This is a genomic window from Streptomyces flavofungini (genome assembly GCF_014650815.1).
Classification (GTDB): domain Bacteria; phylum Actinomycetota; class Actinomycetes; order Streptomycetales; family Streptomycetaceae; genus Streptomyces; species Streptomyces flavofungini.
On sequence record NZ_BMVR01000006.1, the window covers coordinates 1 to 25,108 of the forward strand.

Genomic DNA, 25,108 nt, shown 5'->3' on the forward strand with positions numbered 1-25,108 from the left:
GCCGTGCGGTGGGAGCGAGCTACTGCGGTGGGGAGGGCGGAGCTGCGGCGCGGCGGCAGTGAGGCGACGGGTCGCCCAAGACTCCCGAGCAAAGGGACCGTCAGCGTCCGGGCGCACCCCAGTCCGAGGACCGGACACCCCCGCCCCCAAGGCGCCCCCGCCAGCTACCGTGGGGATCACCATGAGTGCCTCGACGCCCCCGCCGACCTCCGGCGCGCCCACCGCTGCAAGTCCCGGCGCCCCCGCCGACCTCCCGACCCTCCTGGTCAAGATCTTCGGCAAGGACCGCCCAGGCATCACCGCCGGACTCTTCGACACCCTCGCCGCGTACGCCGTCGACGTCGTCGACATCGAGCAGGTGGTGACCCGTGGCCGGATAGTGCTGTGCGCCCTGGTCACCGCCCCGCCGTCGGGCCTGGAGGGTGACCTGCGGGCCACCGTCCACAGCTGGGCGGAGTCCGTGAAGCTGCAGGCCGAGATCATCTCGGGCCACGGCGACAACCGCCCGCGCGGGCTCGGCCGCTCCCTGGTGACGGTGCTCGGCCACCCCCTCACCGCCGAGTCGACGGCCGCGATCGCCGCCTGCATCACGGGCACGGGCGGCAACATCGACCGTGTCTTCCGCCTCGCCAAATACCCGGTCACGGCAGTGGAGTTCGCCGTCTCCGGCACGGAGACCGAACCGCTGCGCACCGCCCTCGCGACGCAGGCGCACGCCCTCGGCGTGGACGTCGCGGTCGTGGCCGCCGGCCTGCACCGCCGCGCCCAGCGCCTGGTGGTGATGGACGTCGACTCGACCCTCATCCAGGACGAGGTGATCGAGCTCTTCGCCGCGCACGCGGGCTGCGAGGAGGAGGTCGCCGCCGTGACCACGGCGGCCATGCGTGGCGAGCTGGACTTCGAGGAGTCGCTGCACGCCCGGGTCGCCCTGCTCAAGGACCTGGACGTCTCCGCAGTGGACAAGGTCAGGACCGAGGTCCGGCTGACCCCCGGCGCCCGTACGCTGATCCGCACCCTCAAGCGCCTCGGCTATCAAGTCGGCGTCGTCTCGGGCGGCTTCACCCAGGTCACCGACGACCTGAAGGAACGTCTCGGCCTGGACTTCGCCCACGCCAACACCCTGGAGATCGTCGACGGCAGGCTCACCGGCAAGGTGACCGGCGAGATCGTCGACCGCGCGGGCAAGGCCCGGCTCCTGCGCCGCTTCGCCGCCGAGGCGGGCGTACCGCTGGAGCAGACCGTGGCGATCGGCGACGGCGCCAACGACCTGGACATGCTCAACGCCGCCGGTCTGGGCGTCGCCTTCAACGCCAAGCCGATGGTCCGCGAGGCCGCCCACACCGCGGTGAACGTCCCCTTCCTCGACACCGTCCTGTATCTCCTGGGCATCACCCGCGAAGAGGTCGAGGCCGCGGACATGCACCTGGACCAGGACTAGGACTAGGACTAGGACCTGTCCGACGGGGCGGCCCTGGCGAACAGTCGGCGGGCCCGGCGTCCCTCGACGCCGGGCCCTTTTCGTGGGCCGGAGCAGATCCGAGCAGGCCGGAGCAGATCTGAGCAGTGCGGACCGTGTCGGAGTGGGGTGTCCCTACTCCGACGGCGCCCAGTAGTCCACCAAGGTCGCCGTCCCCGGCTCCAGTGCCTTCCACGATCCGGAGTACGTCAGGACGGCGAACGCCGACGTCGGGAAGCCGCGCCGGTTCATCCGCACCTGGGCGTCGCCCTCGGCCGCACCGGCCAGGACGTCGGCGAGGCCGTGGACGCCGGGGTTGTGGCCGATCAGGATCAGGTCCCTGGCGTCGTCCGGGGTTTCGTTGAGCACGGCGATCAGCTCGCCGGGGGACGCTTCATAGATCCGGTCCTCGTACACCGTCCGGGGCCGCTGCGGGAATTCCTGGACGGCGAGCTTCCAGGTTTCGCGGGTCCTGGCGGCGGTCGAGCAGAGGGCCAGATCGAAGGCGATGCCGGACCCGGCCAGCTTGCGACCGGCCACGGGTGCGTCCCTGCGGCCGCGGTCGGCGAGCGGGCGCTCGTGGTCGGTCACCTGGGGCCAGTCGGCCTTCGCATGCCGGAAGAGGACAATCCTGCGGGGTTCTGCGACGCTCATACGTCCCAGCTTCGCATGAAACATGCCACCGGGCGCAGGGAGTTGACGGGCTCCGCCAGCACGGGTGACAGGGCTTTCCCCGGGTGACTCACGAGGTCAGAGGCGGTGCCGGGGCCGCCCCCGACGCCGTGAGGACAATCGCTCACGTTCCTCGGGCCGGGTCCGGAGGGGACCGGGGAAGGGCCGGAGGGGATCACGGCGGGGCCCGGGGAAGGCGTCACGCGGCGAGGCTCAGCATGGCCCGCAGGCGCTCCAGGATGTCCGTGACCGCGGGCTCGCTGCTCGCCGCGTGGGCGTCCGCCGGGTTCAGTATCAGCAGGAGCAGGGCCGCGAAGGCGATCGCGGGGAGGGCGATGGACCACCACGGCAGCTGGATCTCGATGCCGGTCGGCTTCGCCTGGTCCGCCGAGTCGCGTCGGGTGTGCGAACGGGCCGACATGCCGCCTCCAGGGTCTTCGAGTGCTCCGTGCCGCGTCTTCGCGGCCACATCTCGAAGGTACGGAGTCCGGCGCCCTCAACCCATCCGGTGATCCACCCAGTTAACCCTGACACTGGCCCCCTAGGGGATGGTGGTGCTAGCCCCACCATTGGGCGACGCGGGGGCCCGCGCCGCCTGCTGAGGGAACGTCAGGGCGAGGCCACCGACGCGACGATTCCGATGATCACGGTGATGGCCAGCATCGCGCCGAGCACGAGGAGCAGCTTCTTCTGGCCGTTCTGGGGGTTCGGGTCAAGCACTGGCATGGGGCAAGTCTCGCACCTCCCGGGCGCACCGCGGCCTCCGGGGTCGCGCTCCCGCCCGCGCGGCTCACAGCGCCGGACCCGCCCGCACGGCCCGAAGCCTCAGGCCCCCGCCCCCGCGGCCGCCGCCCGCTGCGCCACCTCGTCCTCGATCGTGCGGTCGCGGCCCGCCAGGACGCCGACGACGATCTGCGGCACCATCAGGCCCGCCATGAGCGCGATCGGCAGGCCCCAGCCGCCGCTGTGCTGGTAGAGGACGCCGACGAGCAGCGGCCCCGGGATCGAGATCAGATAGCCGGTGCTCTGCGCGAATGCGGACAGCTTGGCCACGCCCGCGCTGCTCTTGGCGCGCATGCCGACCATCGTGAGGGCCAGCGGGAAGGCGCAGTTGGAGATGCCGCACAGCAGCGCCCAGGCCCAGGCGCCGCCCGCCGGGGCGAAGTACAGGCCCGCGTACCCGGCGAGCCCGCAGGTGCCGAGGGCGACCACCACGGGACCCTGGTGGGACAGCCGCGTCGCCACGCGCGGGATGACGAAGGCGAGGGGCACGCCCATGGCCATCGTGACGGCGAGCAGCACCCCCGCCTCGCCGGCGGGCACGCCCGCGTCCCGGAAGATCTGCGGCAGCCACCCCATCGTGATGTACGCGGCGGTGGCCTGGAGGCCGAAGAAGCAGGCCAGCGCCCACGCGGTGCGGCTGTGCGTGATGCGCAGGTCCTCGTCCTGGCGCCGCACGGCCGCGGGCACCCGCTCGGTGGCCGCCCCGTCCGTGCCGCGCTCGCGCACCAGCGGGATCCACGGCACGATCGCGACGACGGCGACCGCCGCCCAGACGGCGAGGCCCGCGCGCCAGCTGCCGCCCAGCGCGTCGGTCACCGGCACGGTGATGGCGGCCGCGAGGGAGGTGCCGAGCGCGAGAGCCATCGAGTACAGGCCGGTCATGGAGCCGACGCGGTCGGGGAACCAGCGCTTGACGATCACCGGCATCAGGACGTTGCTGACGGCGATGCCCATCAGAGCCAGCGCGCTCGCGGCCAGGAAGCCGACGGTGCCGCCGAGGAAGGGACGTATCAGCAGGCCGGTGGCGATGGCCACCATGCCGCCGCACACCACCGCGCCCGCGCCGAAGCGCCGGGCGAAGCGCGGTGCCAGGCTGCCGAAGGCCGCGAAGCACAGCGGGGGCACGGAGGTGAGGAGACCGGCGAGGGTGCCGCTCATGCCGAGCCCGTCGCGCACCTCTTCGAGGAGGGCGCCGAGGCTGGTGATGGCGGGCCGCAGGTTGAGGGCCGCGAGGACGATGCCGACGATGACGAGACGCGTCGCCCACGCGCGCGTGGCGGCCTGTTTCCCGGCGGCCGCCGCGGCCCGCGCGGACCCGGCTTCGCCGGTCAGGTCCGTGCCGCCGGTGCTACCTGTACGTCCGGTGGGCACCGCCGGTGCCGTCGTCGCCGTACCCGTCGCGGAACTCGTCGTCACTTCCTCACTCGCCATGAGACCCATCATAGAATCATGGGATGATTGGCTGTCCAATCCGTTTCACGATGCAAGCACCACCCGACCCCCGTCGGCGCCACGCCCGACCCCCGTCCGACCGCTCGCCCGAAGGAACGTCATGCCCCTGACCACCCCTCGCCGCTCGGCGCTCTCCGAGCAGGTCATCTCCGAGCTGCGCAACCAGATCTCGTCCGGCGAGTGGCCGGTGGGCTCCCGCATCCCCACCGAGCCCGAGCTGGTCGAGCAGCTCGGCGTGGCCCGGAACACGGTGCGTGAGGCGGTCCGCGCCCTCGCCCACAACGGCCTGCTCGACATCCGGCAGGGCTCGGGCACCTATGTGGTCGCGACCAGCGAGCTGGCGGGCGTGATGCAGCGCAGGTTCGCCGACGCCAGCCCCCGGCACATCGCGGAGCTGCGCGCCACGCTGGAGTCGAGCGCGGCGAAGCTGGCCGCCGAGCGGCGTACCGAGCGGGACCTGCGGCAGCTGGACACGCTGCTCGCGCGCCGTGAGGAGGCGTGGGCGTCGGGCGACGCCGAGGCGTTCGTGACGGCCGACTCGACGCTGCACCTGGCAGTGGTGGCCGCGTCCCACAACGACGTCATGACGGCGATGTACGCGGACCTGGGCGAGGTGCTGCGGGACTGGCTGCGCGAGGACATCGGCCGGGAGCTGACCCCGGAGGCCTACATGGACCACGGGCGGCTCGTCGAGGCGATCCGCGCGCGGGACGCGGAGGCCGCCGCGGTGGAGGCGGCGAGCTATCCGTACCTGTGCCGCCCGGAGCGCTTCGCTGCCGACGCCTGAGGGCTCACGGGCGGGCGCCGCTCCCGGGGGGTCACCGCTGGTGGCTGACCCACACCGAGCGGATCTCCTTCCAGCACCGCCCCGTGAGCCGCACCGTCGCGGCCGCTCCGGCGGCGACCGGGGCGCTGTCGCTGTCGACGTCCCACCACCGGTCGCACTCGATGTGCAGCCGGACCCGGTCGGTCTCGGGGTAGGGGTTGTGGCAGTACGCGACGGCCGTCGACCCCTGGACGCTGCTGCGGCACTCCGCGCCGAACGGCCGGTCCGCGCGCGCGGGTTGCGCCGCCCCGCCCGTGCTGCCGCCGTCGGCCGCGCGGGTCACCGCTCCCTGGGCCCCGTGGGACGCGGCGTCATAGGGCAGGGCGACCAGCAGGGCGAGGGCGGCGAGCACCGCACCAGGTGACCAGCGCACACTTCAGGGTGCGCGGTCCGGGCCCGCCCCCGCCCGGTCAGACGGGCCGAACGGGCGACGCCCCGCCTCCCGCGCGCTGCGGGAAACGGGGCGTCGGCCACGTATGAGGCACACCTACGGGGCGCACCTACGAGAACGTACGACCTGCTCAGGCACCCATCATGTGGACGCCGCCGTCGACGTGCACGACCTCGCCCGTCGTCTTCGGGAAGAAGTCCGACAGGAGGCCGACGACGCCGCGGCCCGCGGGCTCCGGGTCGGTGAGGTCCCAGCCGATGGGGGCGCGGTGGTTCCACACGTCCGCGAGCTCCTCGAAGCCCGGGATGGACTTGGCGGCCATGGACTTGATCGGACCGGCCGAGACCATGTTGACGCGGACGTTGCGGCCGCCGAGGTCACGCGCCAGGTAGCGCCCGGTGGACTCCAGGGCGGCCTTGGCGACGCCCATCCAGTCGTACTTCGGCCAGGCGATGGACCCGTCGAAGGTGATGCCGACGACCGAGCCGCCGCCGCGCTTCTCCATCAGCGGGAGCAGCGACATGGTGAGCGACTTCAGGGAGTACGCCGAGACCTGGAGGGCGGTCGAGACGTCCTCCCAGCTCGCCTCCAGGAAGTTGAAGGCGCCCTGCGGGCCGAAGGCGATCGAGTGGACGATGCCGTCGATGCCCTCGTCGTCGCCGAAGTACTCGTTGACCTTGGCGGCCAGCGAGTCCAGGTGCTCCTGGTCGGTCACGTCCATCTCGATGACCGTGGTGGGCTTGGGCAGCCGCTTGGCGATGCGCTCCACGAGCGTGACCCGGCCGAAGCCGGTGAGGACGACCTCGGCGCCCTGCTCCTGGGCGACCTTCGCCGCGTGGAAGGCGATGGAGCCTTCCGTGAGGACGCCCGTGACGAGGATGCGCTTGCCGTCGAGAATTCCGCTCATGGTGATCAGTGACCCATGCCCAATCCGCCGTCAACCGGGATGACGGCTCCAGTGATGTACGAGGCGTCGTCCGACGCGAGGAACTTCACCGCAGCGGCGATCTCCTCGGGCTTGGCGTAACGGCCGAGCGGCACCTGCGACACGATGTTCGCGCGCTGCTCGTCCGTCAGCACCTGGGTCATGTCGGTGTCGACAAAACCGGGCGCGACGACGTTGAAGGTGAGGTTGCGCGACCCGAGCTCCCGGGCGAGGGAGCGCGCGAAGCCGACCAGGCCGGCCTTGGACGCGGCGTAGTTGGCCTGGCCGGGCGAGCCGTAGAGACCGACGACCGAGGAGATCAGGACGACGCGGCCCTTCTTGGCGCGCAGCATGCCGCGGTTGGCCCGCTTCACGACGCGGAAGGTGCCGGTGAGGTTGGTGTCGAGGACGGACGTGAAGTCCTCCTCGGACATGCGCATCAGGAGCTGGTCCTTGGTGATGCCCGCGTTCGCGACCAGCACCTCGACGGCTCCGTGCTTCTCCTCGATCTCCTTGTAGGCCTGCTCCACCATCTCGGCGTCGGTGATGTCGCACTTGACGGCGAGGACGCCGGCCGCGGTGAGGTCCTTGGGCGGCTCACCCGAGCGGTAGGTGATCGCGACCTTGTCGCCGGCGTCGGCGAACGCGCGGGCGATGGCGAGGCCGATGCCCCGGTTTCCTCCAGTGACGAGAACCGAGCGGCTCAACGGATCACCCTTTCCTTGGCTGTGTGGTCTTCCGAAAACCTATCGGTACCGTGCGCGATACGGAGAATCGGCGACCGACAGTGGCGCAGATGAGTCGCTGTTGGATCCCTACAGAAAAGTGTGGCCACCGTCCGGTTCGCACGCCATGATCGGACGTGGCCGGTGCCGGGACGGCGGCCGCGATCGAGCCGGGGCGAGCAGGCCCACCACAGGCGACAGCAGGGAGACATTCCGTGCCTCATTCCATCGATGAAGCCTTCACGGCGTTGCCGTTGCGGGCGCTCGCCGACGCGGCGCTCGCCCGCGCGCGTGCCCTCGGCGCCGAGCACGCGGACTTCCGCTTCGAGCGGGTGCGCAGCGCGGCCTGGCGGCTGCGGGACGCCAAGCCTGCCGGGTCGTCCGACACCACGGACCTCGGATACGCGGTGCGGGTGGTGCACGGCGGGGCGTGGGGGTTCGCCTCGGGCGTCGATCTGACGATGGACGCGGCGGCGCGGGTCGCCTCGCAGGCCGTCGCGATGGCGAAGCTGTCGGCGCAGGTGATCAAGGCTGCGGGGTCCGACGAGCAGGTGCAGCTCGCGGCCGAGCCGGTGCACGCGGACCAGACCTGGATCTCCTCGTACGAGATCGATCCGTTCTCCGTACCGGCCGAGGAGAAGGCGGGGCTGCTCGCGGAGTGGAGCGCGCGGCTGCTCGCGGCCGACGGGGTCGCGCACGTGGACGCCTCGCTGCTCACCGTGCACGAGAACAAGTTCTACGCGGACACGGCGGGCACGGTGACCACGCAGCAGCGGGTGCGTCTGCATCCGCAACTGACGGCCGTCGCCGTCGATGACTCCAGCGGTGAGTTCGACTCGATGCGGACGATCGCGCCGCCGGCCGGCCGGGGCTGGGAGTACCTGACCGGGAACACCTGGGACTGGGAGGGGGAACTCGCCCGGATTCCGGAGCAATTGGCGGAGAAGATGCGGGCGCCGAGCGTCGAGGCGGGCCGCTACGACCTCGTCGTCGACCCCTCGAACCTGTGGCTGACGATCCACGAGTCCATCGGCCACGCCACCGAGCTGGACCGCGCGCTCGGCTACGAGGCCGCGTACGCGGGCACCTCGTTCGCGACCTTCGACCAGCTCGGCAAGCTCGCGTACGGCTCGTCGCTGATGAACGTGACCGGCGACCGCACGGCCGAGCACGGGCTCGCGACCATCGGGTACGACGACGAGGGCGTGGCCGCGCAGTCCTGGGACCTGGTGAAGGACGGCACGCTGGTCGGCTACCAGCTGGACCGGCGGATCGCGAAGCTCACCGGCTTCGAGCGGTCCAACGGCTGCGCGTACGCCGACTCCCCCGGGCACGTACCGGTGCAGCGCATGGCGAACGTCTCGCTGCAGCCGGACCCGGGCGGGCTCTCCACGGAGGACCTGATCAGCGGGGTCGACCGGGGCATCTACGTGGTCGGCGACCGGTCCTGGTCCATCGACATGCAGCGCTACAACTTCCAGTTCACCGGCCAGCGCTTCTACAGGATCGAGAACGGGCGGCTCACCGGGCAGCTCCGCGATGTCGCGTACCAGGCGACGACCACCGACTTCTGGGGCTCGATGACGGCGATCGGGGGCCCGCAGACGTACGTCCTCGGCGGCGCCTTCAACTGCGGCAAGGCCCAGCCGGGCCAGGTCGCGTCGGTGTCGCACGGCTGCCCCTCGGCCCTCTTCTCGGGCGTCAACATCCTCAACACCACCCAGGAGGCGGGCCGATGAGCTCTCGTACGCACGCGACCAAGCCGCACGAGATCGTCGAGCGCGCCCTCGAGCTGTCCACGGCGGACGGCTGTGTGGTGATCGCCGACGAGGAGTCGACGGCGAACCTGCGCTGGGCGGGCAACGCGCTCACCACCAACGGCGTCACCCGCGGCCGCACCCTCACCGTCATCGCCACCGTCGACGGCAAGGAGGGCACCGCCTCCGGCGTCGTCTCGCGGTCCGCGGTGACCGCCGACGACCTGGAGCCGCTGGTGCGGGCCGCCGAGGCCGCGGCGCGCACGGGCGGGCCCGCGGAGGACGCGCAGCCGCTGGTGTCCGGCGCCCCGGCGTCCCCGGACTTCACGGACGCGCCCGCCGAGACGTCCTCGGCGGTGTTCGTGGACTTCGCGCCCGCGCTCGGCGAGGCGTTCGCCCTCGCCCGGGCGGGCGGCCGGGAGCTGTACGGCTTCGCCAACCACGAGCTGACCTCCACCTATCTGGGTACGTCGACGGGGCTGCGGCTGCGGCACGACCAGCCGAGCGGCACCCTGGAGCTGAACGCGAAGTCCCCGGACCGCACGCGTTCGGCGTGGGCGGGCCGGGCGACCCGTGACTTCAAGGACGTCGACCCGGGCGCCCTGGACGAGGAGCTCGCGCGGCGCCTGGCCTGGGCGGAGCGCCGGGTGGAGCTGCCCGCCGGACGGTACGAGACGCTGCTTCCGCCGACCGCCGTCGCGGACCTGCTGATCTACCAGCTCTGGTCGTCGGCGGGACGGGACGCCGCGGAGGGCCGCACGGTGTTCTCCAAGCCGGGCGGCGGCACCCGCGTCGGCGACCGGGTCTCGGAGCTGCCGCTGACGCTGCGCAGCGACCCGAACGAGCCGGGCCTGGAGTCCTCGCCGTTCGTGCTCGCGCACTCCTCCGGCGACGACGCGTCGGTGTTCGACAACGGGCTGCCGCTGCGGCCCACCGAGTGGCTGCGCGCGGGCGAGCTGGCGCAGCTCACGACGACCCGGCACAGCGCGGCGCTGACGGGCCTGCCGGTGGCCCCGGTGATCGACAACCTGATCCTCGACGGCGGTACGGACCGCTCCCTCGACGACATGGTCGCGGCCACCGAGCGCGGCCTGCTGCTGACCTGCCTGTGGTACATCCGCGAGGTGGACCCGGCGACGCTGCTGCTCACCGGCCTGACCCGGGACGGCGTGTACCTGGTGGAGAACGGCGAGGTGGTCGGCGAGGTGAACAACTTCCGCTTCAACGAGTCGCCGGTGGACCTGCTGTCGCGGGCCAGTGAGGCGGGCCGTACGGAGAAGACGCTGCCGCGCGAGTGGGGCGACTGGTTCACCCGGGCCGCGATGCCCGCGCTGCGGGTCCCCGATTTCAATATGAGCTCTGTCAGCCAGGGCGTATAACCTCAAAGACCGCACCCGAGGTACGCCCGGGTGCACGAACCTCTGACACCGCACCCCGAGGTGCGCGGTCGAAGCACACCCAAGGAGACACGAGACCCGTGACGGACATCGTCGACGAGCTGAAGTGGCGGGGGCTGTTCTCGCAGTCCACCGACGAAGAAGCACTGCGCAAGGCGCTCGCGGACGGTCCCGTCACGTTCTATTGCGGCTTCGACCCGACGGCGGCCAGCCTGCACGTCGGGCATCTCGTGCAGGTCCTGACCGTGCGCCGCCTGCAGCAGGCGGGCCACCGCCCGCTCGCCCTGGTGGGCGGCGCCACGGGCCAGATCGGCGACCCGCGGCCGACCGCGGAGCGCACCCTGAACGACCCGGAGACGGTCGCGAACTGGGTGACGCGGCTGCGTACGCAGATCGAGCCGTTCCTGTCCTTCGAGGGCGAGAACGCCGCGGTCATGGTCAACAACCTGGACTGGACCGCGGGGATGTCCGCGATCGAGTTCCTGCGGGACATCGGCAAGCACTTCCGTGTGAACAAGATGCTCACCAAGGACTCGGTCGCCCGCCGCCTGGAGTCCCAGGAGGGCATCAGCTACACGGAGTTCAGCTACCAGCTGCTCCAGGGCATGGACTTCCTGGAGCTCTACCGCCGGTACGGCTGCACCCTCCAGCAGGGCGGCAGCGACCAGTGGGGCAACCTCACGGCGGGCATCGACCTGATCCACCGCCTGGAGCCGAACGCGACCGTGCACGCGCTCGCGACGCCCCTGATGACCAAGTCCGACGGCACCAAGTTCGGCAAGACCGAGGGCGGCGCCGTCTGGCTCGACCCGGAGATGACGACGCCGTACGCGTTCTACCAGTTCTGGCTGAACGTGGACGACCGGGACATCTCGACGTACCTGCGCATCCTCAGCTTCCGCTCCCGCGAGGAGCTCGAGGAGCTGGAGCGGCAGACCGAGGAGCGCCCGCAGGCGCGTGCCGCGCAGCGCGCGCTCGCCGAGGAGCTGACCACGCTGGTGCACGGCGCCGACCAGTGCGCGGCCGTGATCGCCGCGTCGAAGGCGCTGTTCGGCCAGGGTGACCTGGCCGACCTCGACGAGGCGACGCTCGCGGCGGCACTGTCCGAGCTGCCGCACATCCAGGTCGCCGAGCTTGGCCCGGTCGTCGACCTGTTCGCGGAGGTCGGCCTGGTGGCGAGCAAGTCGGCCGCGCGCCGCACGGTCAAGGAGGGCGGGGCGTACGTGAACAACGCGAAGGTCGCCGCCGAGGACGCCGTGGCCGACCGCGCGGACCTGCTGCACGGGCGCTGGTTGGTACTGCGCCGCGGCAAGAAGAACCTGGCGGCGGTCGAGGTCACGGCCTGACCCCGTAGGCGCGGCAAACGGCCTGACCACGCAGGTTCAGCAAACGGCCTGAGCACGCAGGCGCAGCAACAGGAAGCGGGGCCGGTCCGCACGGACCGGCCCCGCTTGTCTCCCCGCCACTATGTCGTCTGTTTACCGCCCTTGATCATCTTGTACGCGGCGTCGCCCAGGCCCACCACCACGAGTGCCGCGGCCAGCTGGAGGGCGTGCCGCCCCCAGTCGATGCCCTTGGTCTCGTCAATGCCGAAGCCCGCGGCCATCCAGTTGCCGAGTACGGCGCCGATGATGCCGAAGATGGTCGTCAGCCAGAGCGGACTGTGCTGCTTGCCCGGCAGGATCGCCTTGGCGATGAGCCCCAGCACGAATCCCACGATGATCGCCCACAACCAGCCCATAGCTGCCTCCTCAGACGGCTCGACATGAGCATTACGCTCAGTGTCGGCCCATCTGCCATACGGCGCATGTCGGGCACCTCCATACGTGGCGCGACGCAGCCCCCACCAGGAGCCGAGCCGCCCCCCGGTCTACGCGTCGGCGCAGCCGCGGCGTAACGTGGTGGGGCGTCCAGGCCGGGGAGAGCCTGGCATAACGGGCAGGCGGTGGAACGCGATGCGGAAGCAGAGCAGCGCGCAGGTCTTCCGGATCACCGGGGCCCGCCAGGGCCTCGCGGACGACATCCGGGGGCGGCAACGACGCTATGTGATCTCGATGTCGGTCCGCACTGTTTCAGTCATTGCCGCCGCGGTGCTCTGGAACGTGGAGCGGCACGTCGCTCTGGTCGCGCTGGTACTCGGAGTGCTCCTTCCTTACGTCTCCGTGGTGATCGCCAACGCCGGGCGGGAGAACGCTCCGTCGCTGCCGTCAACCTTCGTACCGGCACCGTCACGGCCGATGCTGCCGCCGACGGCGCCCCCCGAAGGGGCCGCGGAACCCGTCCCGGAAGATGTGACCGGGGTCACGTACGAGGACTTCAAGGCACGGTCGAGCGAACAGAGTTGACCGTCGACCTTACGCCAAGCTCAAGAAAACCTCAGATCAATCATGTAGTTCCAGTGCCAGGCGGCCGGTTCCCCGTGACATACTTCGTACGCGCTCCGCATCCCCCGTCGGAGCGACAGACCGACGCCGGGCAGCTCCCCCCGTGGCTGCTCGGCGTCGCCTTGTTTGGGATGAGTACGTGAGCGACGAAACACCGATCTGTTCCGCCAAGGGCTGCCGCGTCGACGCGGTCTGGGTGCTCGCCTGGAACAACCCGAAGATCCACACTCCGGAGCGCCGCAAGACGTGGCTCGCGTGCGACGAACACCGCGAGCACCTGTCCCAATTCCTGGGCGTACGGGGCTTCTTGAAGGACGTCGTCCCGCTCGCCGAGTGGGAGCAGCCGGAGGGCTCGACCGGCTGACCGCCGGTCCGGATCCGGTCTAGCCGCCGATCGCGGACATCGGGCGGTCGGGCTGGAGGAACGACGGGTCGTCGAGGCCGGAGCCCGCCTTCTTGCCCCACATCGCGAGCCGCCAGATGCGGGCGATCTCCTCGTCCGAGCCGTCCGAGCCGTCGGCGTCACCGGAGCCGTCGGCGCCGTCCGCGGCGCCCTCGGGCGCGGCCCGCAGCGCCGCCCGCAGATCGGTCTCCTCGGTGGCGAACAGGCAGGTGCGCACCTGGCCGTCGGCCGTGAGCCGGGTGCGGTCGCAGGCCGAGCAGAACGGGCGGGTGACGGAGGCGATCACGCCGACGCGGTGCGGGCCGCCGTCGACGACCCAGCGCTCGGCCGGGGCGGAGCCGCGCTTCTCGGTGCCCTCCTCGGTGAGGGTGAAGCGGGTGCGCAGCGAGGCCAGGATGTCACCGGCCGTGATCATGCCGTCGCGCTTCCAGCCGTGCTGGGCGTCCAGGGGCATCTGCTCGATGAAGCGCAGTTCGTAGTCGTTCTCGACGGCCCAGGCAAGGAGGTCGGGGGCCTCGTCGTCGTTCAGGCCCGGCATCAGGACCGTGTTCACCTTGACCGGGGTCAGGCCGGCGTCGCGGGCGGCTTCGAGGCCTTCGAGGACGTCGCGGTGGCGGTCACGGCGGGTGAGGGTCTTGAAGACGTCCGGGCGCAGGGTGTCCAGGGAGACGTTGACCCGGTCCAGGCCCGCTTCCTTCAGGGCCTTGGCGGTGCGCTTGAGGCCGATGCCGTTCGTCGTCAGGGACATCCGGGGGCGCGGCTCCAGGGCGGCGCAGCGCTCGACGATGCCGACGAGGCCGGGGCGTAGCAGGGGCTCACCGCCGGTGAAGCGGACTTCCTGGATGCCGAGGCGCGTGACGGCTATGCGGACGAGGCGGACGATCTCGTCGTCCGTGAGCAGGTCGGGTTTGGCCAGCCACTGCAGGCCCTCTTCCGGCATGCAGTACGTGCACCGCAGATTGCATCGGTCGGTCAGCGACACCCGCAGATCGGTGGCCACTCGGCCATACGTGTCAATGAGCACGTGGGCCCCCTCCCCGGTCCGGATCGGCATGGCGGCGTTGCTACGCCCTTTGACCATGAGCCTACGTGACGGTGCTGACATCGAAGAGGGGCATGATCCAACAGGAGCGGCGCGGCCGCGTCGTAGAGATCTACGACGATCTCGACGGCGCGGCCGCGACGTGGGCCCTTCAGACAGCGGGCCGCAGCGGGCTCAGTGGGCTCCGGTGCCGGTCAGGGACCTGACCTCCAGCTCCGCGTACTTCTCCTTGTCGGGCTCCTCCTTCGACAGGACGGTGCCGAGCCAGCCGAGCAGGAAGCCGACCGGGATGGAGATCAGGCCCGGGTTCTCCAGCGGGAACCAGTGGAAGTCGACGCCCTTGAACATGGATGTCTTCGCGTTGCCGGAGACGACGGGCGAGAAGAGCACCAGGACGACGGCCGTGGTGAGGCCGCCGTAGATCGACCACAGCGCGCCCTGGGTGGTGAACCGCTTCCAGAACAGGCTGTAGAGGATCGTCGGCAGGTTCGCGGACGCGGCCACCGCGAAGGCGAGGGCCACCAGGCCCGCCACGTTCAGGTCGCGGGCGAGGGCGCCGAGGCCGATGGAGATCAGGCCGATGAAGACGGTCGCCCAGCGCGCGGCCCTGACCTCTTCCTTCTCGCCCGCCTTGCCCTTCTTGATGACGTTGGCGTAGATGTCGTGCGCGAACGACGAGGACGAGGCGAGGGTGAGGCCCGCGACGACCGCGAGGATCGTGGCGAACGCGACGGCGGAGATGGTGGCGAGCAGGATGGCGCCCCAGTTGGAGTCCACTCCGCCCAGATGGAGTGCGAGCAGGGGCGCGGCCGTATTGCCCGCCGGGTTGGAATCGGTGATCTCCTTGGGTGTGATCAGCGCGGCAGCGCCGAAGCCGAGGGCGATCGTCATCAGGTAGAAGGCGCCGATGATGCCGATCGCCCAGTTCACGGACTTCCGGGCGGCCTTGGCCGTCGGCACCGTGTAGAAGCGGATCAGGATGTGCGGCAGGCCCGCCGTGCCGAGCACCAGGGCGATGCCCAGCGAGATGAAGTCGATCTTGGACGTCGTCGTGACGCCGTACTTCAGGCCGGGCTCCAGGAACGGCGCGCCCTTGCCGCTGTTCTCCGCGGCGCTGCCGAGCAGGTCGGAGATGTTGAAGTCGAACTTCAGCAGGACCAGGAAGGTCAGCAGCAGCGCCCCGGCGATCAGCAGGACCGCCTTGACCATCTGCACCCAGGTGGTGCCCTTCATGCCGCCGATGGTGACGTACACGATCATCAGGATGCCGACGAGGGCGACGATGCCGACCTTGCCCGCGTCGCTGGTGATGCCGAGGAGCAGCGAGACCAGGACGCCCGCGCCCGCCATCTGCGCGAGCAGGTAGAAGATCGAGACGACGATGGTCGAGGTGCCCGCCGCGGTCCGCACCGGACGCTGGCGCATGCGGTACGCGAGGACGTCGCCCATGGTGTAGCGGCCGGAGTTGCGCAGCGGCTCGGCGACCAGGAGCAGCGCCACCAGCCAGGCGACCAGGAAGCCGATGGAGTACAGGAAGCCGTCGTAGCCGAACAGGGCGATGGCGCCCGCGATGCCGAGGAAGGACGCGGCGGACATGTAGTCGCCGGAGACGGCGAGGCCGTTCTGGAAGCCGGTGAACTGCCGTCCGCCCGCGTAGAAGTCGGCGGCGCTCTTGGTCTGCCGGCCGGCCCACACGGTGATGACGAGGGTGGCGACGACGAAGACCGCGAACAGTGTGATGATCAGCGGCCGGTGCTCGCTGGCCTCGTTCGCGGCCAGCACGGTGCTCTGCGCCGAGTGGAGCTGAAGGGTGCTCACGCGCCGCCCTCCATCCGGGACTTGATCGCCTCTGCCTTGGGGTCGAGCTTGGTGGCGGCGTGGCGGGAGTACCACCAGGCGATGAGGAACGTGGTCAGGAACTGGGCGAGGCCGAGGACGAGGGCGATGTTGATGTTGCCGACGACCTTGGTGCCCATGAAGTCGCCCGCGTAGTTCGAGAGCAGCACGTACACGAGATACCAGGCGATGAACGCGATGGTCAGCGGGAACGCGAACGAGCGGTGGGCGGTGCGCAGTTCACCGAACTCCGCGCTCTGCTGCGCCGCGACGAACTCCTCCGTGGAGGGCGTGACGGGGGTGGGTTCTGAGCCGCCCTTCGATGGTGGCGGTACGTCGGTGGCCACGGAGTCTCCTCGTGGGACGGGGGTGGTGGGGAGGTGGGGGGAGTCGGAGGCGGTGCGGTGCATGGGGGTCTGCGTTCTCTGCTCTCGGGGCCGTCGTGAGTGACACGGATAGTGACACGGATCACGTGGCCGCGGATGGTGATGCTAAGCCCCGGGGACGTGATCCGACAGGGGGTTGATATTGCTTCTGTCCGCTGTTCAACGTCTCGGCGGCACGCCCGAAGCGGTCGAACTCACGCTTTTCCCGCTTTCTTCGGGAAGGCATTGCTGGCCTGGGAGTTCGGGGGATAGCTTCACCCTGCACCACTCGTCATGCACCTGCCCGAGCACCAGCAGTGTTCGGGCAGTTCCGTATCCGGATGATGTGGAGATCCCATGGCTCATCTGCGCTCGTCACGCACGTCGCGCTCCAGACGACTGGCGCTCGCGCTGCCGCTCGGTGTCGTGCTCGCCGCAGCGGTCGGCTTCGCGCCCGGCGCCGCGACCGCCGCCCCGCTCGACGCCCCCGGCTCCAGCACGGCGCGGGCCGCGGACACCGACGCGGCCGGCAAGCTGGCGTACGTCATCAACACCAGGTCGGACGCCAAGACCCTGGCGTACGTGAAGAAGGCGATAGCCAAGGCCGACGGCACGGTCGTCGTCACGTACGCGAAAATAGGCGTGATCGTCGCCCACTCGGCCAATCCGGACTTCGGCAAGACGCTGCGCGACGTGCGCGGTGTGCACTCCGCGGGCGCCACCCGCACCTCGCCGCTCACCCCGGCCGCCACCACGCAGGAGGGCGCGCCGTCCTTCGTGTCGAAGGAACAGGCCAAGGCGCTCAAGCAGCGGGCCGCCGCGGGCAAGGGCGGCGCCGCCGCCCAGGAGCCCCTGGAAGCCGACCAGTGGGACCTGCGGGCCATCGGCGCCGACAAGGCGGCGAAGATCAACCCGGGCAGCAAGAAGGTCACCGTCGGCGTCATCGACACCGGCGTGGACGACACCCACCCCGACCTCGCGCCCAACTTCTCGGCCTCGCAGTCCGCGAGCTGTGTCGGCGGCAAGGCCGACACCTCCCCCGGCGCCTGGCGCCCGGCGAAGCCCGAGCACTACCACGGTACGCACGTGGCGGGCGAGGTCGCCGCCGCGCGCAACGACGTCGGCGTCGCGGGTGTCGCACCCGGTGTGAAGGTCGCGGGCATCAAGGTGGCCGACCCGGTCAGCGAGCTGTTCTTCCCGGAGAGCGTGGTCTGCGCCTTCGTGTTCGCCGCCGACCACGGCATCGAGATCACCAACAACAGCTACTACGTGGACCCGTGGCTGTACAACTGCAAGGACGACCCGGACCAGCGGGCCATCCTCGACGCGGTCAACCGCGCCCAGCGCTACGCCCAGCGCAAGGGCACCCTGAACCTCGCCTCCGCGGGCAACTCCAACCACGACCTGGACTCCGACGCGATCGTCGACGACTCCAGCCCCGACGACTCCACGCCGGTCACGCGCACCATCGACCCGCACAAGTGCCTCGACATCCCGACCCAGCTCCCGGGCGTCGTCACGGTCAGCGCGACGGGCGTGTACAAGGCCAAGTCGTACTACTCGACGTACGGCAACGGCGTCATCGACATCGCGGCCCCCGGCGGCGACCGGCGCTACCAGAAGCCGACCGACACCCCGTCCAAGGACGGCGGCATCCTCTCCACGATGCCGGGCGGCCAGTACGCGTGGCTGCAGGGCACGTCCATGGCGTCCCCGCACGCGGCGGGCGTCGCGGCGCTGCTGAAGTCGACGCACCCGAAGGCGGGCCCGGCCGAGTTGCAGCGGCTGCTCAAGCGCCAGGCCGACAACCCGGGCTGCCCGACGAAGCCCTACGACCCGGACGGTGACGGCAAGGTCGACGCCGTCTGCGAGGGCGGCAAGAACCGCAACGGCTTCTACGGCTACGGGATCGTCGACGCGCTCGACGCCGTGAAGAAGTAAGGGGAACAGCACCTTGAACAGCACGAAGACCAGTCAGCACGGCAAGTCCGTACGGTCCACGCCGTACGCGCGCCGCGCCGTCGCCCTTCCCCTCGGCGTCGCGGTGGTGTCCGCGCTCGCGTTCCTGCCGGGCACCGCGTCGGCGCAGAGCGACTCTCCGGCCGCCCCGGCTCCGGCTGCCGCGGGCATCGGCGTGCTCGCCTCAGCCGCGGACGGCTCGTCGATGAGCTATGTCGTCAACGTCCGCACCGGGCACGGCGGTTGGGCGGCCAAGTACGTCAAGAAGGCCATCGCCAAGGCCGACGGCAAGGTCGTGATCTCGTACGACAAGATCGGTGTCATCGTCGTGCACTCGGCGAACCCCGACTTCGCGAAGACGATCCGCAAGGTCAAGGGCGTGCAGTCGGCCGGTGCCACCCGCACCGCGCCGCTGCAGGCGCAGTCCAGCGACGACATCGACGCGTCCAGGCCGCTGTCCGCCAAGGAGGCCGAGGCCGCCGCGGGCGAGGCGGGGGCCGGGCAGGACGAGTTGGAGCCGCTGCAGTGGGACCTGCCCGCCATGAAGGCGGACCAGGCCCACAAGGTCTCCCTCGGCAGCTCGAAGGTGACCGTCGGCGTCCTCGACTCCGGCGTCGACGACACCCACCCGGACATCGCGCCGAACTTCGACAAGCGCGCGTCCGCGAGCTGTCTGGGCGGCGTGCCCACGCAGAAGGACAACGCGTGGCGGCCGGTGGCCAAGGAGAGCGACCACGGCATGCACGTGGCGGGCACCATCGCCGCCGCGAAGAACGGCACCGGCGTCACCGGTGTCGCTCCGGGCGTGAAGGTGGCGAGCCTGAAGGTGGCGGAGCCCGCGACCGGCATGTACTACACGGAGGCCGTCGTCTGCGGCTTCATGTGGGCGGCCGACCACGGCGTGGACGTCACGAACAGCAGCTACTACACCGACCCGTGGCTGTTCAACTGCCGTACCGACGCCGACCAGAAGGCGCTGGTCGACGCGGTCGGGCGGGCCACCAAGTACGCCGAGCGCAAGGGCGCGGTGAACGTCGCCGCGGCCGGCAACGCGGAGACGGACCTGGCCCAGGACGAGATCGTCGACGAGTCCAGCCCGGACGACACGACGCCCGTCAAGCGGACCATCAAGACCGCGGACTGCCTCGACATACCGTCGCAGCTTCCGGGTGTGGTGACCGTGTCGTCGACGGGCGCCAAGGGCATCAAGTCGTCGTTCTCGAACTACGGCAAGGGCGTCGTCGACATCGCGGCCCCGGGCGGCGACTCCACCGCCTTCCAGAAGCCGCAGCCGCCCGCCACCAGCGGTCTGATCCTGTCGACGCTGCCGGGCGGCAAGTTCGGCTACAAGGCCGGTACGTCGATGGCCTCGCCGCACACCGCGGGCGTGGCCGCGCTCATCAAGTCGACGCACCCGAAGGCCTCCGCGGCCCGGGTGAAGGCCCTGCTCTACCGCCAGGCCGACGCGATGGCGTGCACCGACCCGTACGACATCGACGGCGACGGCAAGGTCGACGCGGTGTGCGCGGGCGGCAAGAACAAGAACGGCTTCTACGGCGTGGGCATGTCCGACGCGCTGGACGCCGTACGGAAGTAGCGCCTCGGTGAGGCGGTGAAGGGCCGGGCGGTGTGCGGACCGTCCGGCCCTTCGCGAGAGGATGCCGGCATGTACGCGTATCAGGACTCGTCGTTCGTCTACCAAGGTCAGCAGGAGTGGCTGGCCGAACCCACGCGCTCCGCATGGCAGTTGTGGCCCCGCTTCGTGCTCACCGTGCTGATCCTGCCGGTGTGGTGGCTGCTGCTGGTGGTCGTCGCGCTGGCCACCATCGTGGTCGCGATGTTCGCCGAGCTCCTGACCATCATCCCGGGCTTCGAGCGCGGCGCCGAGCGTGCCATGGACGCCGTCATCAGCAAGATCTCCCTCTGGCCGCGCTGGTCCGTGACGTGGTCCGAGCTGTGGCACGAGGGCGACGCCGCCTTCTGCCGCGCGCGGGTCGACGAGTACCTGGACAAGTGGACCAAGCGCGCGTCGGCCCCCAAGGTCCCGAAGAAGCCCGCGCCGCCGGTGGAGTGCGAGGTGCCGTGGCGCACGTACCGGGGCGTGGGCGGCGCGTACGTGGTCGAGGCGGCGGCCCGGCGTGGCTGGGAGCTGCGGCCGTCGGACCCGGCGGAGGAGATCCGGCTGTGGTGGTCGGCGGCTTCGGCGCCGGGGGCCACGGGACCGGGCAGCGGATGAGCGGGGCCGCGGGGCCGGAGCCGTCGAGCGGGGCCGCCCGCCGGGGGTCCGAGGACGTGGTCCCGGAGCCGCTGCACGGGGCCGCCGTCGCCTGGGACGCGCTCGGGGGCGACCCCGCGCTCCTGTCCCGCCTCTCCCCCGTCGTACGGGACGACACCCTGCCCGCGCGGCTCCCCGTACGGGCGCTCGCGCGGTCCTGTGTGGGCGTCTGCGCGCTCGCCGCGGCCGAGTTGGCGGCTCTGCGCACGGGGCGGGACGTGCCGCACGCGCGCGTGGACGACGGTTCCGTGGCCGCCGCGTTCACCAGTGAACGGCAGCTCCTCGTGAACGGGCGCGCGCCGGAGTCGTTCGCGCCCCTGTCTCGCTTCTGGCGCGCCGCCGACGGCTGGGTGCGCACGCACGCCAACTACCCGCACCACCGGGCCCGCCTCCTCGCCGCGCTGGGCCTCGACGGCGACGCGTCCGTGGAGCGCGTCGGCGCCCGGCTCGCGGAGCTGCCCGCGGCCGAGGCCGAGGAGGCCGTGTACGCCGCCGGAGGTCTGGCCGTGGCCCTGCGGACGCCGGCGGAGTGGGCGGCGCATCCGCAGGGGGCCGCGGTGGCCGGGCTGCCCCTGGTGGGCCGGGAGCAGTTCGGGGGGCCGTCCGAGGTGCCGCCGCCGACGCCCCTGGGCGAACCGGGCGACGCGCACCCGCTCCTGCCCGCCGCCGGGCTCCGCGTCCTCGACCTCACGCGCGTCATCGCCGGACCGGTCGCCACCCGCACCCTCGCCCTGCTCGGCGCCGACGTGCTGCGCGTCGACCCGCCGCACCTGCCCGAACTCCCCGACCAGCACGCGGACACGGGCTTCGGCAAACGCTCCACCACCCTTGACCTCAGCGCCCACGCGGACCGGCGCGCCTTCGCGGACCTGCTCGCCCGGGCCGACGTGGTCGTGACCGGCTACCGGCCCGGCACCCTCGACCGGTTCGGGCTCGCCCCGGAGGCGCTGGCCGAGCGGCGGCCCGGCCTGGTCGTGGCGCAGCTCTCGGCGTGGGGCACGAGCGGCCCGTGGTCCGGCCGCCGCGGCTTCGACAGCCTGGTGCAGGTGGCCACGGGCATCGCGGCCGTCGAGGGCGCGCCGGAGGCACCCGGTGCGCTGCCCGCGCAGGCGCTGGACCACGGCACGGGCTATCTGCTTGCCGCGGCGGTGCTGCGGTCGCTCTCGGAGCGCCTGGCCGGGGGTGGCGACGGCACGGGCGGTGCGGGCGGCACGGCGGTCGTGCGGCTCGCTCTGGCGCGGACGGCGGCGTGGCTCACGGGGTGGCCGACGTACGCGGCGGACCCGTGGCTCACCGGGATGGACGGTCCCCTCGGGCGGCTGCGGTACGCCCTGCCGCCGGTGACCTTCGCCGCCGGGCCCGTGAACTGGGAGCGGCCGCCGGGCGGTTGGGGCGCGGACGGCCCGGTGTGGCGGTGACCGGGCCCCGCTCCACGGAATGACGTTCCGCCAGTTGTTTGCCCGGACTTGCCCGGGAGTGCGACGACTGGTGAAGATCTTGTGGTGAGCTCCATACGACCGCCAGGGGAACCGGGAGGCGAGGCCACGGCCGGGACGGCCGCCGCCTCGTCGCACACGGGGTATCCGGCCGCGCCGCACCATCCCGGGTACGCGGGCCCGGCCGACGCGCACGCGGCTCCGCCCGACACGGCGTACCCGGCCGCGCCCGACACGACGTATCCGAACCCGGCCGACACGTTGCACCTCACCGTGCGGCGCGCGGAGTACCCCCCGGCGCCGCCCGCCGCACCCCCGGCCCCCCATGCCACCGCACCCCGCCGCCCCTCCTCCGGCCGGGCCGTCGCCCTGCTCGTCCTCGTGGCCGTCGCCGCGGTCGTCCCGCTGTTCGGGCCCGCCGCCGTCCTGGACGGCACCGGTGAGGCCGAGGCGCCCGGTACGCCCGGCATCACGTTCCTGCGGACGGTGCTGTTCGCCGCGCTGTGCGTGCAGGTGGGCGAGGTGTTCGTACGGCGGCTCGCGCGCCGCGTACCGGGGGCGCCGCTCGCCTCGGCGCCGCCGCGGTGGGGGTGGTGGGCGGCCACCGCGGGCGGTGTCGCCGCGCTCGGCCTCGCCTCGGTCGTGGCCAGCGGCAACCTGGTGCCGCACCAGCTGTCCGACCTGGACGTCGGCGGGCTCTACCAGTCGCGGGACGGCCGCCTCGCGCTCCTGGAGGTCAACGCCTTCGTCGCGGCCGCCCTCTGCGCCCGCTCGCGCCGCCCGGACAGCGCGGTGCTTCCGCTGGCCGCCGTGATCGTGGCGGAGGCGCTGCGCGCGCACCCGCCGACGGAGGAGGCCGCGCTCGTCGGCTCGGGGCTCACCCTGGTGCACCTGACGTGCGCGGCGCTGTGGGCGGGCGGCCTGCTGTACGCGCTGCGTACCCTGCGGAGCTGGCGAAAGGGCGCCCCGGAGGCGGGCGTTGCCGTACTGGGCCTCTACGCGCGCGTGGCTGCCGTCCTGTTCGCCGCGATCACCGCGAGCGGGATCGTCAGCACGCTGCGCCGCATGCCGCCGGACACCGTGGTGGACCAGCTCACGGAGACGGCCTACGGCCGCACCCTGGTCGCCAAGGTGCTGCTCGTGGGCGTCGTCGCCGTCCTCGCGCTGCTCGCCCGCCGCCGGCTGAAGCGGTCCCCTCGGGGCGGGCTCACCACGTACGCGCCCGCGCGCGCCGAGGTGATGGTGCTCGGCGCCGTCGTCGCGGTGTCGGCGCTGCTCACGGCCGTGCCGGTGCCGATTCGCTGGTGAGGGTGCCGGTGCGGACGCCGGTCGTCAGGAGGATCTGGGCGGCCAGGTAGGTCAGCATGATCCAGAAGTCGGGGCGGGGCGCCTGGGCCCAGTCGGCGACGTCCGTGGCGATGAGGGTGTCCGACAGGAGGAAGAGGCCGCCGCCCGCCGCGGCGGTCAGGCCGAGGGTGGTCGCGCCGAAGGCCATGGCGGTGAGGAGCAGGCTGTAGCCCGCCACCGGGATGCGCATGTCCGGCGGGAGGTCGGGCCAGAGGAGGGCCACGGTGATGATCAGGGCGCAGGCGTACGTGGCCACGATGAAGGTGCCTCGGGCGGTGCCGTGGCCCTCGCCGTTCCTGCGGAACAGGGCCAGGTAGCAGAGGTGGCCGAGGGCGAAGGAGCCCATGCCCGCGAGGAAGACGAGGTCGCCTTCACCCAGGAGGAGGACGTCGCCGCCCCAGCCGAAGAGGAGGGCCGCGGTCAGGAGGGGTGGGCCCTGGCGCAGGACCACGTAGGCGGCGAGCAGCGGCATCAGGAGCGGCTTGAGGATCGTGTGGCCGAGGTCGGCCCCGAGGGCCAGGGCCGCGAGGTCACCGGCTGCCGCCAGGCCGAATGCCACGAGTGCGGCGGTGCCGTAGCGGTGCCTCGTGAGCGCGGGCGTTCGGGCACCCGGCACCGGGGGCTGTGCCCGCCCTCCCCCGCTCTCGGCCGCGCCCGAGCGGGGGGACCCCCATCGCCCTGCGGCACGGTGGCCCACGACGGGGGGCGGCAGACTCGGCTCACCGTCGGCCACGCGGCGGCCCGGCTCCACGCGGCTCACGCCGCTGGCTCCGTTGTGCGTTCCTGGGGTGCCGGTGCCGCGGTCGGCGGCTGGGGCGGTTGCCAGCCGGGACCTCGGAAGACGTGGCCTGCTCGGTCGCTCCAGGTGGCTGCCTGCTTCAGGTCCCTGGCCATGGCCGCGTACTCGTGGGTGGCCACGCGCAGGGGGTTGTACGTCGTGATGTTCTTGGTGAGGCCGTAGACCGGGCGGTCGGTCTCGGCGACCCAGGAGCGGAACAGGCGGTCCCAGACGATCAGGATGCCGCCGAAGTTGCGGTCCAGGTAGCCGCCCTGGGACGCGTGGTGGACGCGGTGGTGGGACGGGGTGTTGAAGACGTACTCGATGGGCCGGGGCAGCTTGCCGATGCGTTCGGTGTGGATCCAGAACTGGTAGACGAGGTTCGTCGCGGAGCAGAAGGCGAGGGCGGCCGGGTGCACGCCGAGCGCGATCAGCGGCAGGTAGAACGGCCACACCGTGAGGCTCGTCCAGGGCTGGCGCAGCGCGGTGGTGAGGTTGAACTTCTCGCTGGAGTGGTGCACCACGTGGCAGGCCCACAGGACGCGGATCACGTGGTGGCCGCGGTGCGACCAGTAGTAGAAGAAGTCCTGCGCGAGCAGCATCAACGGGACCGTCCACCACAGGACGGGCACGTGCAGCGGTGTCACCGTGTACAGCGCGGTGTAGATCGCGACGATGGGGATCTTCCAGAGGAAGTCGAAGGCCAGGCTGCCCAGCCCCATGGTGATGCTGGTGGCGGCGTCCTTGGTCTCGTACCCGGCGGCGTCCTCGTCGGGGTGGACCCGGTGGCTGATGATCTCGACGACCGTGAGCAGCACGAAGGCGGGGATGGACCACAGCACCACATCGGGCAGGTTCGGGGACATGCGTGCACGGTAGAACGGCGTCCGGGCCGCCGC

The 25,108-nt window shown here is 71.7% G+C and carries 25 protein-coding genes; 12 read left to right on the plus strand and 13 right to left on the minus strand.

The genetic code is table 11. The annotated features are described in order from the left end of the window. The first annotated feature begins 181 nt into the window (after positions 1–181). The gene (gene serB / locus IE274_RS16465; RefSeq protein WP_229909593.1) at positions 182–1,438 is read left to right on the plus strand and encodes a phosphoserine phosphatase SerB; all 1,257 of its coding nucleotides are present in this window, start codon (positions 182–184) and stop codon (positions 1,436–1,438) included. Positions 1,439–1,591: 153 nt separating this feature from the next. Here serB and IE274_RS16470 read toward each other — a convergent pair whose 3' ends face one another. The 4 genes from IE274_RS16470 to IE274_RS16480 form a co-directional block, all read right to left on the minus strand. Continuing rightward, the gene (locus IE274_RS16470) at positions 1,592–2,110 is read right to left on the minus strand and encodes a SixA phosphatase family protein (RefSeq protein ID WP_190116536.1); all 519 of its coding nucleotides are present in this window, start codon (positions 2,108–2,110) and stop codon (positions 1,592–1,594) included. Between the two features lie 217 nt (positions 2,111–2,327). Beyond that, complete coding sequence (locus IE274_RS16475) at positions 2,328–2,597, minus strand: hypothetical protein (RefSeq protein WP_307822210.1); 270 nt, start codon at positions 2,595–2,597, stop codon at positions 2,328–2,330. A gap of 140 nt (positions 2,598–2,737) precedes the next feature. Continuing rightward, complete coding sequence (locus IE274_RS40065) at positions 2,738–2,854, minus strand: SGM_5486 family transporter-associated protein (RefSeq protein WP_268255577.1); 117 nt, start codon at positions 2,852–2,854, stop codon at positions 2,738–2,740. Between the two features lie 99 nt (positions 2,855–2,953). Continuing rightward, entirely contained in the window at positions 2,954–4,351 is a 1,398-nt protein-coding gene (locus IE274_RS16480) for a CynX/NimT family MFS transporter (RefSeq protein ID WP_372447290.1), read from the minus strand. Between the two features lie 112 nt (positions 4,352–4,463). On the opposite strand from IE274_RS16480, the gene IE274_RS16485 reads away from it, so the two are divergent. Beyond that, on the plus strand, positions 4,464–5,150 hold the full coding sequence (locus IE274_RS16485) for a FadR/GntR family transcriptional regulator (protein WP_190116538.1): 687 nt from the start codon (positions 4,464–4,466) through the stop codon (positions 5,148–5,150). 31 nt (positions 5,151–5,181) lie between these two features. Here the strand turns inward: IE274_RS16485 and IE274_RS16490 are convergent, their stop codons facing one another. The 3 genes from IE274_RS16490 to fabG form a co-directional block, all read right to left on the minus strand. Next, on the minus strand, positions 5,182–5,562 hold the full coding sequence (locus IE274_RS16490; RefSeq protein WP_229909594.1) for a hypothetical protein: 381 nt from the start codon (positions 5,560–5,562) through the stop codon (positions 5,182–5,184). 148 nt (positions 5,563–5,710) lie between these two features. Continuing rightward, positions 5,711–6,487 (minus strand): enoyl-ACP reductase FabI, encoded by a 777-nt coding sequence (fabI, locus tag IE274_RS16495; RefSeq protein ID WP_190116539.1) that lies wholly within the window; start codon positions 6,485–6,487, stop codon positions 5,711–5,713. Between the two features lie 5 nt (positions 6,488–6,492). Beyond that, a complete protein-coding gene (fabG, locus tag IE274_RS16500; protein ID WP_190116540.1) occupies positions 6,493–7,212 on the minus strand; it encodes a 3-oxoacyl-[acyl-carrier-protein] reductase in 720 nt (239 codons plus the stop codon). Positions 7,213–7,445: 233 nt separating this feature from the next. Between fabG and IE274_RS16505 the strand changes: the two genes are divergently transcribed. From IE274_RS16505 to tyrS, 3 genes are all read left to right on the plus strand, one after another. Beyond that, entirely contained in the window at positions 7,446–8,969 is a 1,524-nt protein-coding gene (locus tag IE274_RS16505; RefSeq protein WP_190116541.1) for a TldD/PmbA family protein, read from the plus strand. Continuing rightward, positions 8,966–10,366 carry a TldD/PmbA family protein gene (locus IE274_RS16510; RefSeq protein WP_190116542.1) on the plus strand — a complete coding sequence of 467 codons (1,401 nt, stop codon included), beginning with the start codon at positions 8,966–8,968 and terminating at the stop codon, positions 10,364–10,366. The genes IE274_RS16505 and IE274_RS16510 overlap by 4 nt, the downstream gene beginning before the upstream one ends. 98 nt (positions 10,367–10,464) lie before the next feature. Then, positions 10,465–11,730: a tyrosine--tRNA ligase gene (gene tyrS / locus IE274_RS16515; RefSeq protein WP_190116543.1), complete on the plus strand. Its 1,266-nt coding sequence runs from the start codon at positions 10,465–10,467 to the stop codon at positions 11,728–11,730. A gap of 119 nt (positions 11,731–11,849) precedes the next feature. Here tyrS and IE274_RS16520 read toward each other — a convergent pair whose 3' ends face one another. Then, the gene (locus IE274_RS16520) at positions 11,850–12,125 is read right to left on the minus strand and encodes a GlsB/YeaQ/YmgE family stress response membrane protein (protein WP_190116544.1); all 276 of its coding nucleotides are present in this window, start codon (positions 12,123–12,125) and stop codon (positions 11,850–11,852) included. A 214-nt stretch (positions 12,126–12,339) separates the two neighbouring features. On the opposite strand from IE274_RS16520, the gene IE274_RS16525 reads away from it, so the two are divergent. Then, positions 12,340–12,729 (plus strand): DUF3099 domain-containing protein, encoded by a 390-nt coding sequence (locus tag IE274_RS16525; RefSeq protein ID WP_190116545.1) that lies wholly within the window; start codon positions 12,340–12,342, stop codon positions 12,727–12,729. 178 nt (positions 12,730–12,907) lie between these two features. Next, the gene (locus tag IE274_RS16530) at positions 12,908–13,132 is read left to right on the plus strand and encodes a hypothetical protein (RefSeq protein ID WP_190116546.1); all 225 of its coding nucleotides are present in this window, start codon (positions 12,908–12,910) and stop codon (positions 13,130–13,132) included. Between the two features lie 19 nt (positions 13,133–13,151). Here IE274_RS16530 and moaA read toward each other — a convergent pair whose 3' ends face one another. From moaA to IE274_RS16545, 3 genes are all read right to left on the minus strand, one after another. Further along, complete coding sequence (gene moaA, locus IE274_RS16535) at positions 13,152–14,195, minus strand: GTP 3',8-cyclase MoaA (RefSeq protein ID WP_229909595.1); 1,044 nt, start codon at positions 14,193–14,195, stop codon at positions 13,152–13,154. Positions 14,196–14,387: 192 nt separating this feature from the next. After that, positions 14,388–16,031 (minus strand): monocarboxylic acid transporter, encoded by a 1,644-nt coding sequence (locus tag IE274_RS16540; protein ID WP_190116548.1) that lies wholly within the window; start codon positions 16,029–16,031, stop codon positions 14,388–14,390. Next, positions 16,028–16,396 (minus strand): DUF485 domain-containing protein, encoded by a 369-nt coding sequence (locus tag IE274_RS16545; protein ID WP_190116549.1) that lies wholly within the window; start codon positions 16,394–16,396, stop codon positions 16,028–16,030. The genes IE274_RS16540 and IE274_RS16545 overlap by 4 nt, the downstream gene beginning before the upstream one ends. Positions 16,397–16,771: 375 nt before the next feature. Here IE274_RS16545 and IE274_RS16550 point away from each other — a divergent pair, with 375 nt between their 5' ends. The 5 genes from IE274_RS16550 to IE274_RS16570 all read left to right on the plus strand — a co-directional run bounded on the left by IE274_RS16550 (position 16,772) and on the right by IE274_RS16570 (position 23,392). Further along, a complete protein-coding gene (locus IE274_RS16550) occupies positions 16,772–18,355 on the plus strand; it encodes a S8 family peptidase (RefSeq protein ID WP_190116550.1) in 1,584 nt (527 codons plus the stop codon). Positions 18,356–18,368: 13 nt separating this feature from the next. After that, complete coding sequence (locus IE274_RS16555; protein ID WP_190116551.1) at positions 18,369–19,970, plus strand: S8 family peptidase; 1,602 nt, start codon at positions 18,369–18,371, stop codon at positions 19,968–19,970. A gap of 69 nt (positions 19,971–20,039) precedes the next feature. Next, on the plus strand, positions 20,040–20,609 hold the full coding sequence (locus tag IE274_RS16560) for a hypothetical protein (protein WP_190116552.1): 570 nt from the start codon (positions 20,040–20,042) through the stop codon (positions 20,607–20,609). Beyond that, on the plus strand, positions 20,606–22,066 hold the full coding sequence (locus tag IE274_RS16565) for a CoA transferase (RefSeq protein WP_190117025.1): 1,461 nt from the start codon (positions 20,606–20,608) through the stop codon (positions 22,064–22,066). The genes IE274_RS16560 and IE274_RS16565 overlap by 4 nt, the downstream gene beginning before the upstream one ends. A 291-nt stretch (positions 22,067–22,357) precedes the next feature. Continuing rightward, positions 22,358–23,392, plus strand: a complete 1,035-nt coding sequence (locus IE274_RS16570; RefSeq protein ID WP_190117026.1) for a CopD family protein — start codon at positions 22,358–22,360, stop codon at positions 23,390–23,392. On the opposite strand, the gene IE274_RS16575 is transcribed toward IE274_RS16570, so the two are convergent. Both IE274_RS16575 and IE274_RS16580 read right to left on the minus strand, forming a co-directional pair. Then, positions 23,361–23,990, minus strand: a complete 630-nt coding sequence (locus IE274_RS16575) for a lysoplasmalogenase (protein WP_229909597.1) — start codon at positions 23,988–23,990, stop codon at positions 23,361–23,363. The two genes, IE274_RS16570 and IE274_RS16575, sit on opposite strands and share 32 nt — an antisense overlap. 197 nt (positions 23,991–24,187) lie before the next feature. After that, positions 24,188–25,075, minus strand: coding sequence for a sterol desaturase family protein (locus IE274_RS16580; RefSeq protein WP_190116554.1), 888 nt, complete (start codon positions 25,073–25,075; stop codon positions 24,188–24,190). Positions 25,076–25,108: the final 33 nt, after the last annotated feature.

What these genes read in the sequence shown, in the direction of transcription:
- IE274_RS16520 (WP_190116544.1), bottom strand. Translation starts at nt 12,125, where the DNA reads ATGGGCTGGTTGTGGGCGATCATCGTGGGATTCGTGCTGGGGCTCATC.
- IE274_RS16525 (WP_190116545.1), top strand. Translation starts at nt 12,340, where the DNA reads ATGCGGAAGCAGAGCAGCGCGCAGGTCTTCCGGATCACCGGGGCCCGC.
- serB (WP_229909593.1), top strand. Translation starts at nt 182, where the DNA reads ATGAGTGCCTCGACGCCCCCGCCGACCTCCGGCGCGCCCACCGCTGCA.
- IE274_RS16480 (WP_372447290.1), bottom strand. Translation starts at nt 4,351, where the DNA reads ATGGGTCTCATGGCGAGTGAGGAAGTGACGACGAGTTCCGCGACGGGT.
- IE274_RS16510 (WP_190116542.1), top strand. Translation starts at nt 8,966, where the DNA reads ATGAGCTCTCGTACGCACGCGACCAAGCCGCACGAGATCGTCGAGCGC.
- IE274_RS16565 (WP_190117025.1), top strand. Translation starts at nt 20,606, where the DNA reads ATGAGCGGGGCCGCGGGGCCGGAGCCGTCGAGCGGGGCCGCCCGCCGG.
- IE274_RS16550 (WP_190116550.1), top strand. Translation starts at nt 16,772, where the DNA reads ATGGCTCATCTGCGCTCGTCACGCACGTCGCGCTCCAGACGACTGGCG.
- fabI (WP_190116539.1), bottom strand. Translation starts at nt 6,487, where the DNA reads ATGAGCGGAATTCTCGACGGCAAGCGCATCCTCGTCACGGGCGTCCTC.
- IE274_RS16470 (WP_190116536.1), bottom strand. Translation starts at nt 2,110, where the DNA reads ATGAGCGTCGCAGAACCCCGCAGGATTGTCCTCTTCCGGCATGCGAAG.
- IE274_RS16560 (WP_190116552.1), top strand. Translation starts at nt 20,040, where the DNA reads ATGTACGCGTATCAGGACTCGTCGTTCGTCTACCAAGGTCAGCAGGAG.
- IE274_RS16580 (WP_190116554.1), bottom strand. Translation starts at nt 25,075, where the DNA reads ATGTCCCCGAACCTGCCCGATGTGGTGCTGTGGTCCATCCCCGCCTTC.
- IE274_RS40065 (WP_268255577.1), bottom strand. Translation starts at nt 2,854, where the DNA reads ATGCCAGTGCTTGACCCGAACCCCCAGAACGGCCAGAAGAAGCTGCTC.
- IE274_RS16485 (WP_190116538.1), top strand. Translation starts at nt 4,464, where the DNA reads ATGCCCCTGACCACCCCTCGCCGCTCGGCGCTCTCCGAGCAGGTCATC.